This is a genomic window from Pseudomonas sp. P5_A12 (genome assembly GCF_056400685.1).
This window is the reverse complement of sequence record NZ_JBFUKU010000220.1, coordinates 1-13,243: the sequence shown is the minus strand read 5'-3', so window position 1 is coordinate 13,243 and position 13,243 is coordinate 1. Positions and strand designations below refer to the sequence as shown.

Genomic DNA, 13,243 nt, shown 5'->3' with positions numbered 1-13,243 from the left:
GAAGGAAACAACGGCGCCTGGGGTTCCGGGTTGTGCGTAGATCATGGTGGGCCTCTGTCTGGGTCGATGCCTGCCGTGGCGACAGGCGATGAATCGATACTAGAGAGCCCCGTGTGCCGGACGAATGCGCCGATGGCAGGAGGGCTCTCGTTATTTGGTCGTAGATTTGCGCAAGTCGATCGTTCCCACGCTCCGCGTGGGGATGCCTCAACGGACGCTCCGCGTTCGGCACTTGGGACGCAAAGCGTCCCTGGCTGCATTCCTTTGCTGCGCGTGGGAACGATCAGCGGTGGACTTGGGGTCAGTGCTTGGCCACCAGGTCTTTCGGCAGCTTGAAGGTCCAGAGCATGCCGCCCTGGTTGAAGTCCTTCACGCGCTTGGCCACTTCCCCGCCCCACAACGGTACGGCGCCGCCCCAGCCGGAGAGGACGGACACGTATTGTTCGCCGTCCATTTCCCAGGTCACGGGTGAGCCGAGTACGCCGGAACCAGTCTGGAATTCCCAGACTTTCTCGCCGGTCTTGGCGTTGAACGCCTGGAGGAAACCTTCCGGTGTGCCGGTGAACACCAGATTGCCCTTGGTGGTCAGCACCCCGCCCCACAGCGGCGCGTAGTTCTTGTGGCGCCAGACTTCCTTGCCGGTTTTCGGGTCAATGGCGCGCAACACGCCGATGTAGTCTTCATTCAACGGCTTGATGGTGAAACCGGCCCCGAGGAATGCCGCGCCTTTTTTGTAGGCGATGCCTTCGTTCCAGATGTCCATGCCCCACTCGTTGGACGGCACGTAAAACAGCCCGGTGTCGCGGTTGTAGGCCATCGGCATCCAGTTCTTCGCGCCAAGGAATGCAGGCGCTACGAAGACCGAACTGCCCTTGGGGTCAGCGCCCGGGGCGCCGGGGCGGCTGGCTTCGTTGTAAATCGGCCGGCCCTCTTTATCCAGGCCAGTGGCCCAGGTGATCTTGTCCACAAACGGGAAACCACGGATGAACTTGCCGTTGGTACGGTCCAGCACGTAGAAGAAACCGTTGCGGTCCGCCGTGGCCGCCGCTTTGATTTCCTTGCCACCCTCGGTGTAATTGAAGGACACCAGTTCGTTGACGCCGTCATAGTCCCAGCCGTCGTGGGGCGTGCTCTGGAAGTGCCATTTGATGGTGCCGTCGTCCGGGTTGAGCGCCAGGCGCGACGATGAGTAGAGGTTATCGCCAGGACGCAAATGCGAGTTCCACGGCGCCGGGTTGCCGGTGCCGAACAGCAGCAGATTGGTTTCCGGGTCGTAGTAACCACCGAGCCAAGGCGCAGCACCGCCGGTCTTCCACAGATCACCGGGCCAGGTCTTGCCGGCTTCACCGCCGGAGATGCCGTTCTCGATGGCCTTGCCGTCTTTGTAGRCATAGCCCATGTGGCCCTCGACGGTCGGGCGGACCCACAACAGCTCGCCATTTTTCGGGTCGTAGGCCGAGATCTTGCCCACCACACCGAACTCGCCACCGGCCACGCCGGTAATCAGTTTGCCGTTGATCACCAACGGCGCGGCGCTGATGGAATAGCCTTCCTTGTGGTCGGCCACCTTCTTGCTCCACACCACTTTGCCCGTGTCTTTGTTCAGGGCCACCAGCTTGGCGTCGAGGGTGCCAAAGATCACCAGGTCGTCATACAGCGCCACGCCACGGTTGATCACGTCGCAGCACGGACGGATGTCATCCGGCAGGCGCGCATCGTATTGCCAGAGTTTCTTGCCGGTGCGCGCATCCACCGCGAACACCCGTGAGTAGGAGCCGGTCATGTACATCACGCCGTCCTTGACCATCGGCTGTGCTTGCTGGCCACGCTGTTTTTCGCCGCCGAAGGAGAATGCCCAGGCTGGCCGCAACTCCTTCACGTTGTCGACGTTGAGAATATCCAGCGGGCTGTAGCGCTGCCCCTGGACACCCAAGCCGTTAGTGACGACTTGTTCCGGATTTTTCGGGTCCTGGAGAATGTCCTGGTCGGAGACGGCGGCCAATGCCTGGCCGGACAACAGCATGGCACTGAGCAGCAGGCTCAAGACGAAGGGCTGGCGACGTGCGGGTTGGGTCATGACGGCTACCTCTGCGGTTTTTTGTTATTCGCGGGAACGTTTCCCGGCGTAGTGCAGATTCTTGGGCGCCGCCGCCCCGGCAACAATTACCCGCAATATGGAGATTCCTAATCCCTTAGTAGCGGTTTGGATGAGTTCAAGCCTTACCGGCTTGCGCCGGAGTCCACCCGGGTCATCTGCCCACGCTCGTAACGCGGGTACAAATGACTGACGCTGCGGATTAATTCATAACGGTTCAGATTGATCCCGGCGAAACGTTCAGGGATGGGACTGCGGATCATCTCGGCCATGTCACTGCCGCTGGCCGCACCCTCTTGCAGCAGTTGGTCGAGCCAGCTCAGGTAATCGCGCATTTGTGCGAAGGGTTGTGGGTCGCTGGACACCGGGCCGTGGCCGGGCACGATCAGCTTCCAGGGCAAGCCTTGGAGGGTGGCTATGTCCGCCAGCCACACCGACAGCCCAGGGCTGTTCGGAGTGGTCAGGGCCCGCTGATAAAACACCAGGTCCCCGGCAAACAGCACGCCGGTTCGCTGGTCGAGAATAGCCAGATCCGCTGCCGTATGCCCACCCAGGCCCAGCACGCGTAAATCGTGATTCCCAAAACTGAGTACGCCTGGCGTAACGGTCTGATTGGGCAACACCACTTCGGTGCCACGCATCCAGTCGCCCACCAGTCGATACATATTCTCGGCCATGGCATCACCTTGTTGATGCATCAGCTCGGTGGTACCCGCCAGTGCGCCGATGGGCACATCAGCAAACGCCTGATTGCCCAGCACATGGTCCGGGTGGTGGTGGGTCAGGAATACCTGAATCACCGGCTTATCCGTGATCGTCGCAATCGTCTTGCGCAGAGCTTCGCCGTAACGCTTCGACGGGCCGGTGTCGATGACCACCACGCCGCGCTCGGTGACGATGAACCCGGTGTTGACGATATTGCCGCCGTTGGCCTTGGCGAAATTATCCGTGCTGCCTTCCAGCAGCCAGGTGTCTTCGGCGATCTGCCGGGGCTTGAGCGAATACTCCAAGTCGGCCATGGCCGGCAGGCTGACACTCAACATAATCAGCAGTATCCAGCGCATGACACGCTCCTTTGGGTCAGGGAATTGACGCATCAAATTCATTGCCGCTGGTATCCCGAATGAACAGACGCGTCTGCCCTGCCCCTTCAATGTCGAAGGCCAGATTGGGGTTTTCGCTGACGGCGGGAAACAGCTCCAGCCGCGCCAACAGCTGATCGTTCAGGTCCTTCAGTTCCGCATGATTGATGTAGAACTCCGGGATACCACTGACCATGCCGTTGTCCATCGGGTGCGCCACCTGCACGCGCAATCGGCTGAACTCGTTGCGTGGATAGCGACCACCCAACACTTCGCCGATGTGTTCCTCCCAGCCGGGCTGGGTACGCACGACACTCGGTGCGGTGCAGCCGCCACCTGCTGCATCAATCAAGGTTGAACCGACATGCCACACCCCATCGCGGGTCAAGACCGCCGCGCGCAAGGGCGTGGCCTGTTCGATCCGGATACGGATCGACAGCCACGGCAATACGCGGTCCAGCGGCTGGAAGTCGACGATCTTCGGCAACGGATTGAGCTCGGCCCAGGCGAGGATTTTCACCACCTCGCCCTTGAACGCCCGCGCATCGATTTCCAAAGGTACCTGCCGGGCGTCTTCGGCAAACGGCGGCGCCAGCAGCTTGACCCGATCATCGAAGACAAAGGGTGCGTCGCCGAGCATTTGCTTGTGATAGAACGCCCACATCACCGAGGGCACCGGGTCTTTACCCGGATCGATGTCCGCAGCGTGCGCGGCCAAGGGTAACCAACAGGCCAACAGACACGTCATTCGCCAGCTCATCACCCGCTCCTATTGATACATCTGCGGCACGTCGTAGCGCAGGCCGTAGTGGCTGTAGATCGTCTTCACCGCACCCTCGCGGATCAGCCCTTCCAGTGCCTCTTCACCTCACCGGCCTTCATCGCGGCAAATGCCTGGGGCACGCCCGGATAGTGGTGGGTCTTGCCGGCGAGCATGCCGTTGAACACCGAGGTCAGGTAGAACGACGGTATGCTGTCGACCTCGACGCCAATCGGGTGATGCTCGAACACGGCCACGCTGCCGACCTTGTCCAGTCGGCGCTGATCGTATGCCACCTGCCATTGCTCGGTCTGGTAGGGGCCGAACATCACCACATGGCCGTTTTCCATTTCGCCGAATTCGTTACGCTTCTGGGCGTAATCACGGTCATAGGGCACACGCATCATCAGGTCGGCCAGTTGCTGGTTATGCAACGCACTGGCGCGCCAGATGTAATCACGCAGATCGTCATCGAGTTTTTCCCCGGCGGGTGCCCAGATCAGCGTCAGGCGTACACCGAGGGCCTTGGCCAGGGCCTCGGCGAGCTCGACATCCACGCCTCGGGGCTGACCGGCCTGTTCGAAACTGTAGGGGGCGAAGTCTTTGTACACCGCCACTTTCAGCTCCCCGGCGGCGATCATTTCGTCATAGGTCCGAACCTGCGCCTGCACCGTCTGGCAGCACAGCCACAGCGCACTGATCAACACCGCGATCAGACGCATGGGGTCACTCCTCGACGTGAACGCTGTCCAGGTAAGTGCGCACCGCCCACAACGCTTCCTGACTCAGGTAGTCGGCCATTTTTGGCATGTAGACCCGACCGTCACGCACCGCGCCATGACGCACGCGTTCGACGAACCACTCGTCTCCTGACTCGCCGACATCGAGCATGCGCAGGTCGGGAGCGATCCCACCGGACTTGGCTTCCAGGCCATGACAGGCCGCACAGTTCTGGTTGTAGGCCGACGAACCGATCTCCAGAGCCTTATCGCGCTCCGGGGAGGTGCGGTAGGGGTTGGCCGCCGCCCAGCCATCCGCGTCGACCGGCACACCGGCGTCTTTGATCGGGGTCAGGCCTTGGGTTTCCACGGCTTGTGGCACCACGTTGCCGTGCGCCCACACGGAACCTGCACTGATAAAGCCGGCCAGCAGCCCGGTCATGAGCAAAGCGTTGCGTATTGTTGTCATTGTTATGCCCTCAGGATTGCACGCAAAACCTCTTGGCAGAGGCTATGGCACTCATCTTAGAAACGGCATCGCAATCACCCCATGCTGCTTTGGTGGTCGCCTTCTAGTCCCTTGGTAGTAAGGCGATGGAGGCAGCCAACAGGCGTAACGCGCTCCGTAGCAGCTGGCGAAGCCTGCGTTCGGCTGCGTTCGGCTGCAAAGCAGTCGTGAAATCAGGCGATGCGGTGTTTCAGGAAAACCGCAAACTCAAGTTTTACGACTGCTGCGCAGCCGAACGCAGGCTTCGCCAGCTGCTACGGATAGTGTTATGGCTTAACTGATCGGCATCAGGGCGAGAGCCATTCAAACCCAAGCTAAAACCGCGTCGATTCGCCCGGGTTACTACCTTGGTACTGGCTCTCCGGTACTTTCTGCATATTTCTTCTGCTCCACAGGCTTCCTATGCTGGCGCTACCTGTAATGGAGCGTCCTATGCGCCTGCTAGCCCCTTACGCCTTGCTGTACCTGCTGGCGATTGCCTGCGCTGCCGGCCTGGCGACCCAAAGCCAGGCTGCAGACGCGCCGCTGCAGGTGCGGATCGGCTACCTGGGCTATCGCCCCGATCCGGGACCGTTATTGTCGAATGTCATTCCCGAACCGACCGATGCCGGGCTGCGTGGCGCCGAATTGGCGATCACCGACAGCAACAGCACCGGGCGTTTTCTCAACCACAGTTACACCCTGGTCAGCGCCAACGTCGACAGCCCCGAAGCGTTGCTCGACGCGGCCAACGCCCAACACGCACAGGGGCTGCGTCTGTTTGTGGTGAACGCCTCGGCCGACAGCTTGCGCCAACTCAGTGCGGCCCTGCCCGATAGCCTGCTGTTCAACGCCGGCAGTCCCGACGACCGCTTGCGCACCACCGATTGCCTGCCGAACGTGCTGCACAGCCTGCCGAGTCGGGCGATGCTCGCCGATGCGCTGGCGCAATTTCTGGTAGTACGCAAATGGCAACGCGCGCTGCTGATCGTCGGCCCGACCGCCGACGATCAAGCCTACGCCGCCGCCCTGCGCCGCGCGGCAAAACGCTTCGGCTTGCAACTGGTGGCGGAGAAGGCCTGGAGTTTTGATAACGATCAACGTCGCAGTGCCCAGGCCGACATGCCGTTGTTCACCCAGACGGCCGAATATGACGTGGTGCTGGTGGCCGATGAACGCGGCGACTTCGGTGAATACGTGCCCTACCAGACCTGGTACCCACGCCCGGTCGCCGGTACTCAAGGACTGACCCCGGTGGGTTGGCACAAAACCGTGGAAACCTACGGCGCCGCGCAGTTGCAAAAGCGTTTCGAAGCCCTGACCGGGCGCTGGATGAACGACCGCGACTTCGCCGCCTGGATGGCCGTCCGCAGCATCGCCAGCGCCGTGAGCAAACTGCGCCAGACCGAGCCGATGGCGATCCGTACGCTTGCAATCAGCGATCAACTGCCGCTGGACGGTTTCAAGGGGCGCAAGCTCAGTTATCGCCCTTGGAACGGCCAGTTGCGCCAACCCATTCCCATCGTCCAGCCCCGCGCCCTGGTCAGTACCTCGCCGCAGGAAGGTTTTCTGCACCCCTTCAACGAAATGGACAGCCTGGGTTATGACAAACCCGAGGTCAGCTGCCGCTATCTCTGATCCAACTTTCCACAAGAACTACAACAAAAAGGAATCCGCCATGCGCCGCACCCTGCTTTGCCGCTCCCTGCTTTCTTGGGCCCTGCTGCTCGCCGCCGGGCACGCCGCGGCCAGCACCGCGTGGGTCTCCAACGAAAAGGACAACAGCCTGAGCCTGATCGACATGCAGACCCTGCAAGTCACCGACACCCTGCCTGTCGGCCAGCGCCCGCGTGGTCTTTTGCTGTCCCACGACAACAAGCTGCTGTACATCTGCGCCAGCGATTCGGACCGGGTCCAGGTGATGGACGTGGCCACGCGCAAGATCATCAAGGAACTGCCTTCGGGAAAAGACCCCGAGCAATTCGCCCTGCACCCCAATAACCGCTGGTTGTACGTCTCCAACGAAGACGATGCGCTGGTCACGGTGATCGACACCGAAACCGCCCAGGTGCTCGGCCAGATCAACGTCGGCGTCGAGCCCGAAGGCATGGCCGTCAGCCCCGACGGCAAGTGGGCGGTGAACACCAGTGAAACCACCAACATGCTGCACTGGATCGACACCAGCACCCAGACCCTGGCCGACAGCACGCTGGTGGACCAGCGACCGCGCTTTGTCGAATTCAATCAGGACGGTTCACAGCTCTGGGCGTCGGCGGAAATCGGCGGCACGGTGACGATTCTCGACGTCACCAGCCGCAAGATCCTCAAGACCCTCAACTTCCAGATCAAAGGCGTGCACCCGGACAAGGTTCAGCCCGTGGGCATCAAGCTCAGCGCCGACGGCAAGTACGCTTTCGTCGCGCTGGGCCCGGCCAATCATGTGGCGGTGATCGATGCCAAGACGTTCGAAATTCTCGACTACCTGCTGGTCGGGCGACGGGTCTGGCAATTGGCGTTCACGCCGGATCAAAAGCAACTGCTCGCCACCAACGGCGTCAGCGGAGACGTGTCGGTGATTGATGTCGACAGCATCAAAGTGAGCAAATCAGTGAAAGTCGGACGCTACCCTTGGGGCGTGGTGGTGACGCCATGAACGCCCTGGAAGTCAGCGAGCTGAGTTTTGCCTACGGTGCCCGGGAAGCATTGCGCCACGTGAACTTCAATCTGGCCCCCGGACGTTTCGCCGCATTGCTGGGACCCAATGGCGCCGGCAAATCGACCCTGATCGCCCTGCTGACCCGGCTCTATGATGTGCAGCACGGAGACATCCGGGTCGGCGGCTATTCATTACGCGATGCGCCACGCCCGGCGCTCAAGCAGTTGGGCGTGGTGTTCCAGCAAAGTACCCTGGACCTGGACCTCAGTGTCGAGCAGAACCTGCGGTATCACGCGGCGTTGCATGGTCTGTCCCGGCGCCAGACCGGTATCCGGGTTGACGCCGAGCTGGCCCGCCAGACCCTGACCGAACGCCGACGCGAACGGGTACGCGAACTCAATGGCGGCCACCGCCGCCGGGTGGAAATCGCCCGCGCCCTGCTGCATGAACCGCGCCTGTTGCTACTCGACGAAGCCAGTGCCGGACTCGATCCCGCCAGTCGCCTGGCACTCAATCAGCACATGCGCAACCTGTGCCGCGAACACGCCATCAGCGTGCTCTGGACCACTCACCTACTGGACGAGGTACAGGCCAGCGACGACTTGTTGATCCTCCATCAAGGTCGACTGGTGGCCAGCGGACAGGCCGACGAGCTGAGCCTGGAACATGGCGGCGACCTCGGCTCGGCCTTCACTCGCCTGACCACTTCAGGAGCGGTGCGATGAATGCTTATTGGCAATGTTTCAGCGGTATCGTGCTGCGAGAATGGCTGCGATTTGTGTTGCAGCGCACGCGGTTTCTCAGTGCGCTGGTGCGGCCGCTGCTATGGCTGCTGGTCTTCGCGGCCGGTTTCCGGGCGGCCTTGGGGATCGCGATTATCGAACCCTACGACACCTACATTCCGTACGAGGTCTACATCATCCCTGGCCTTGCCTGCATGATCCTGCTGTTCAACGGCATGCAAGGTTCACTGTCGATGGTGTACGACCGCGAGATGGGCAGCATGCGCGTGCTCCTGACCAGCCCCCTGCCCCGGACCTTTCTGCTGTGCAGCAAGTTGCTGGCCACGTCGCTGATTTCCCTGTTGCAGGTGTATGCCTTTTTGGCGATTGCCTGGATCTATGGCGTGCAGCCGCCGGCCATGGGTTTATTGATTGCCTTGCCGGTGTTACTGGTGGTGGCGTTGATGCTCAGCGCCCTGGGGCTTTTGCTGTCCAACGCCATACGTCAGTTGGAGAACTTTGCCGGGGTCATGAATTTCGTGATCTTCCCGCTGTTTTTCCTGTCCTCGGCGCTGTATCCGTTGTGGAAAATGCGTGAGGCCAGTGAGTGGTTGTACTGGCTGTGCGCGGTGAACCCGTTCACCCATGCGGTGGAGCTGGTGCGGTTTGCCCTCTATGAGCGTTTCAATCCGGTGGCGTTGGCGGTGTGTGTGGGGCTGACCGTGGTGTTCGCGCTACTCGCCGTGTTCACCTTCAACCCACAACACGCAGCCCTGCGCAAATCCACCTGACAACACAAATCCAACTGTAGGAGCGAGCTTGCTCCTACATTTGATCGGGGGAAATTACTACTTTAGTACTGGTTTCCCTGTCTATCGTCGCATTCCCAAAGCCCCCCACCTGACATGTAATAGGTCCATAACTATAAGGATCGACCCCATGCCGCGTGCCCGACGTTGCCTGTTGCGCCCTACTCTCGCTGCGTTGTCGCTGAGCCTGTTGCTGGGCAGCGCGCACGCTGAATCACCGCTGTTTTCCGCTGATGGCTATCGCATCGGCCTGTACCGCAGCCCGACGCCGGAAAGCCTGCCAGGCGCGACCATCCTTGACACCCAGGCCCTGCAAACCTTGCTCAGTCAAACCCCGCCGCCGGTCCTGATCGATGTCTACCGCCGCCAATGGCTGCAAGGGCAATTCATCGAAGACCAGCCCCATGAAAACCTGCCCGGCAGTCACTGGCTGGCCAATACCGGCGACGGCGACCTGACGCCCGACTGGCAGGGTTACTTTGCGCGTAACCTCAAGCTATTGACCGCCGGGGATCCGGCACGACCATTGGTCTTCTATTGCCGCGCCGACTGCTGGTTGAGCTGGAACGCGGTAAAACGGGCGTCCGCCATGGGCTATAAGACGTTGTATTGGTATCGCGACGGCCTCGACGCCTGGCAAGCCGCCAACCTGCCCGTGACACCCGCCCGGCCAGAACCTTTCCCCTGATCTTTACGCTGGCGTGTTGTTGCCACACCATAATCAAAATAATGAGGTGAAAGGCTATGTACAAAATTCTGATTGCCGACGATCACCCGCTGTTTCGCGAAGCGATTCATAACGTCATCAGCGATGGTTTCCCCGGTAGCGAAGTCATGGAAACCGCCGACCTCGACAGTGCCCTGGCACTCACCCAGGAACACGACGACCTGGACCTGATCTTGCTCGACCTGAATATGCCCGGCATGCACGGGCTCAATGGCCTGATCAATCTGCGCAACGAGGCCCCGACCATTCCGGTGGTGATTGTCTCTGCCGAGCAGGACAAACAAATCGTCCTGCAAGCCATTACCTACGGTGCGGTGGGCTTCATCACCAAGTCGTCAGCACGCACGCAAATGACCGAGGCCATCCAGCAAATTCTCAACGGCAACGTGTACTTGCCCCCGGACATCATCCGCACCACCCGAACCAACACCCCCCGCCGGATGAACGACACCCCAAGCTTCCCTCCCGAATTGCTCCAGGCCCTGACCCGCAAACAATTGCAGGTGCTTGAACGCATGACCAAAGGCGAATCGAACAAACAGATCGCCTACACCCTGGAAATTGCCGAAACCACCGTCAAGGCCCACGTCTCGGCGATCCTGCGCAAACTCAACGTGCACAATCGGGTGCAGGCGATCTTGAGTGCCGGGGATATTGATTTCGGGTCTTACTTGCGGCGTTGAGTCTGGGAGACTGCGTCGCCCCATTCGTGAGCAGGCTCGCGATGACGGTGGTACTAACGCAGAGGATCTCAAGGCCTGCCAAGCAAATGACTCATCGCCGTCTTGAGTTTCATCGGTCGCACCGGTTTGTGCATCAGGGTGTGGCCCAGTTCGCGGATCTGCTGTTTGAGTTCATTGCTGTAGTTGGCGGTAATCATCAGGGCCGGAATGGGTGACGCACGACGCGCATTGATCCGGGCCACGGCGTCCACGCCATTTTGATCGTTGTCCAAATGGTAATCCGCGATCAGCAGATCCGCCTCGGCGTGGTAGTTGTCCACCTGTCGCGCCAGGTCCTCTTCCGACAGCGCCGTTAGCACCCGACAGCCCCACCCTTCGAGCAAAGTGCGCATGCCGGCGCAAATGGTCGCGTCGTTGTCCAGCACCCACACCCGTGCCCCACGCAGGCGCTCAAGCATCGGCTCGCTTATCTGCAACGTCGGCAGCGGCTTCGGTGCGGTTGCGCTCAAGGGTACTTCGACCGAGAACATCGAGCCCTTGCCCGGCCACGAGCGCACATGGATGCGATGCCCGAGGATCCCGGCAATTTTCTCGACGATGGCCAGCCCTAGCCCCAGACCGCGATCTTGATCCGGGCGCTGCACATCACCGCGTTTGAACTCCTGGAAAATCTCTTCCAGACGATTGTCGGCGATGCCCATCCCCGTGTCCCACACCTGGATCAACAACCGCTGATGAAGACGCCGGCATCCGAGTACCACACGGCCGCTGTAGGTGTAGCGAATCGCATTGCTCAGCAGGTTGCGCAGGATGCGCGCCAGTAACTGGATGTCGCTGCGCACCAGTGCCGAACAGGCAATGAAATGCAGTTCAAGGCCCTCACTGCGCGCCACTTCGGTGTATTCAGCCGCGAGGTTTTCCAGCAGTTCGCTGAGGGCGAACGGCGCAACATCGGCCTTGATCACCCCGGCATCGAGCTTGGAAATATCCACCAGAGTGCCCAGCAGGTTCTCCACGTCTTCCAGGGAGTTACTGACATTGCGCACCAGAATCTCGTTGGAATTCGGTTCGCGTCGCTCCAGCAACGCACTGGTAAACAAGCGTGCGGCATTCAGCGGTTGCAGCAAATCGTGGCTGACGGCCGCGAGAAACTTGGTCTTGGACAGGTTGGCTTGCTCGGCGTCGAGCTTGGCCTCGCGCAAGCGTGATTCCACTTCGCGACGCTCTTCGATTTCACGCAATAACTGGCCATTGAGGGTGGTCAGCTCCGCCGTGCGTTCGCGCACCCGCAACTCAAGATTTTGATACGCCTGATGCAGCGCCTCGGCGGTACGACGGCGCTCGGTGATGTCGCGGATCAACACGAAAATCCCCACCACCTCGCCCGTGGCGAGGCGGTTGGGCACGTAGGAACGCAGCATGTAGCGCTCCTGATTATTGACGTTGGTTTCGGCGAACTCGAACGTGACGCTCTCACCGGCCAGCGCCCTCGCCACGTAACTCTCCAGACGCTGGTAATGCTGTTCGCTGTGCACTTGCCGCAGGCTTTGGCCGAGCATCACTCCCCGGGGCCAGCAGTACCACTCTTCGTAGACCTTGTTGGTAAATTCGTACACCAGATCGGCATTGAGGTAGGCGATCAGCGCCGGTACATGGTCGGTGATCAGGCGAATCCAGCGCTCGCTTTCACTCAGCGTCTCGGCGTGCTGGTAACGCTCGGTGATGTCGGTGAATGTATTGACGAAACCGCCGGTCGGCAGCGGATGCGTACGGATTTCCAGGACCCGGCCGTCATAGAGGCGTTGTTCGCATTCCTGTACCGGCCGTCCATTGCCATCGCGACTGGCCGGGGTCAGCAAATTCAACTCGGTGTCGGCGATCACTTCAGCAAAGGGGCGATGGGCAGCGACCGGCGCCAGCCCGCTCAACTCGAGGAAGCGCCGGTTCCATAACTCCAGAATGCCCTCGGCATTGACCATCGCCACGCCTTGGGACAGGTTATCGACTGCTCGCTGCAACAGATGCGATTTCTGCGCCACGGCCTGTTCGCGGCGTACGGTTTCACTGAGTTTGACGTCGGTAATGTCGGTGAACAGGATGACCCGTCCGCCTTCCTGGGTCGGCCGTTCGCTGACTTGCAGCCAACGCCCGTTTTGCAAGCGGTACAACAGGCTCTCGTCGGCATGCCCGCGGGGTTCTTCGGTGAAGAGCCCGTTGCTCATCATCAGGCGCTTGACCTCGGTCAGGCGCATGCCCGCGTTGATCCGCACCCGACTATTGCGCCAGAACGCCTTGAAGCGACTGTTGAACAAGACGATTCGCTGCTCGGAGTCGAACAAGACAAAGGCATCGGAAATGCTCTCGATGGCATCGATCAGGTGTCGATGCGCCGTCTCGGCACGCAGGCGTGCCTCGCTGAGTAAATGGTTGCCGGCCTTTAGTTCGGCCATGGCCTGGTTTAAAGCATCGGTGCGCTCACGGACCTGCTCGGCCAGCACCACTG

11 protein-coding genes and 1 pseudogene are annotated in these 13,243 nt (G+C 60.7%); 6 read left to right on the top strand and 6 right to left on the bottom strand.

All coding sequences use genetic code 11. The annotated features are described in order from the left end of the window. Positions 1 to 301 precede the first annotated feature (301 nt). The 5 genes and pseudogenes from AC1DSG_RS22975 to pedF form a co-directional block, all read right to left on the bottom strand. The gene (locus tag AC1DSG_RS22975; protein ID WP_477792935.1) at positions 302 to 2,077 is read right to left on the bottom strand and encodes a PQQ-dependent methanol/ethanol family dehydrogenase; all 1,776 of its coding nucleotides are present in this window, start codon (positions 2,075 to 2,077) and stop codon (positions 302 to 304) included. A gap of 143 nt (positions 2,078 to 2,220) precedes the next feature. Continuing rightward, complete coding sequence (locus AC1DSG_RS22970) at positions 2,221 to 3,159, bottom strand: quinoprotein relay system zinc metallohydrolase 1 (RefSeq protein ID WP_477792934.1); 939 nt, start codon at positions 3,157 to 3,159, stop codon at positions 2,221 to 2,223. 16 nt (positions 3,160 to 3,175) lie between these two features. Further along, the gene (locus tag AC1DSG_RS22965; RefSeq protein WP_477792933.1) at positions 3,176 to 3,937 is read right to left on the bottom strand and encodes a quinoprotein dehydrogenase-associated SoxYZ-like carrier; all 762 of its coding nucleotides are present in this window, start codon (positions 3,935 to 3,937) and stop codon (positions 3,176 to 3,178) included. Between the two features lie 9 nt (positions 3,938 to 3,946). Next, a pseudogene (locus tag AC1DSG_RS22960) lies at positions 3,947 to 4,659 on the bottom strand (substrate-binding periplasmic protein). 4 nt (positions 4,660 to 4,663) lie between these two features. Continuing rightward, positions 4,664 to 5,125 (bottom strand): cytochrome c-550 PedF, encoded by a 462-nt coding sequence (gene pedF, locus AC1DSG_RS22955; RefSeq protein ID WP_477792932.1) that lies wholly within the window; start codon positions 5,123 to 5,125, stop codon positions 4,664 to 4,666. A gap of 471 nt (positions 5,126 to 5,596) precedes the next feature. Between pedF and AC1DSG_RS22950 the strand changes: the two genes are divergently transcribed. The 6 genes from AC1DSG_RS22950 (at position 5,597) to AC1DSG_RS22925 (ending at position 10,740) form a co-directional block, all read left to right on the top strand. Then, on the top strand, positions 5,597 to 6,781 hold the full coding sequence (locus tag AC1DSG_RS22950; protein ID WP_477792931.1) for an ABC transporter substrate-binding protein: 1,185 nt from the start codon (positions 5,597 to 5,599) through the stop codon (positions 6,779 to 6,781). A 40-nt stretch (positions 6,782 to 6,821) separates the two neighbouring features. Then, on the top strand, positions 6,822 to 7,796 hold the full coding sequence (locus AC1DSG_RS22945) for a YVTN family beta-propeller repeat protein (protein ID WP_477792930.1): 975 nt from the start codon (positions 6,822 to 6,824) through the stop codon (positions 7,794 to 7,796). Next, positions 7,793 to 8,524, top strand: coding sequence for an ATP-binding cassette domain-containing protein (locus tag AC1DSG_RS22940; RefSeq protein WP_477792929.1), 732 nt, complete (start codon positions 7,793 to 7,795; stop codon positions 8,522 to 8,524). Before AC1DSG_RS22945 ends, AC1DSG_RS22940 begins: the two co-directional genes overlap by 4 nt. After that, complete coding sequence (locus tag AC1DSG_RS22935) at positions 8,521 to 9,312, top strand: ABC transporter permease (protein WP_477792928.1); 792 nt, start codon at positions 8,521 to 8,523, stop codon at positions 9,310 to 9,312. The genes AC1DSG_RS22940 and AC1DSG_RS22935 overlap by 4 nt, the downstream gene beginning before the upstream one ends. Positions 9,313 to 9,460: 148 nt before the next feature. Beyond that, positions 9,461 to 10,018 carry a PQQ-dependent catabolism-associated CXXCW motif protein gene (locus AC1DSG_RS22930; RefSeq protein ID WP_477792927.1) on the top strand — a complete coding sequence of 186 codons (558 nt, stop codon included), beginning with the start codon at positions 9,461 to 9,463 and terminating at the stop codon, positions 10,016 to 10,018. Between the two features lie 56 nt (positions 10,019 to 10,074). Then, entirely contained in the window at positions 10,075 to 10,740 is a 666-nt protein-coding gene (locus AC1DSG_RS22925) for a response regulator (protein WP_477792926.1), read from the top strand. Positions 10,741 to 10,808: 68 nt separating this feature from the next. Here the strand turns inward: AC1DSG_RS22925 and nahK are convergent. Then, positions 10,809 to 13,243, bottom strand: a 2,435-nt coding sequence (nahK, locus tag AC1DSG_RS22920) for a hybrid sensor histidine kinase/response regulator NahK/ErcS' (protein WP_477792925.1), incomplete at its 5' end; no start/stop codon positions are given.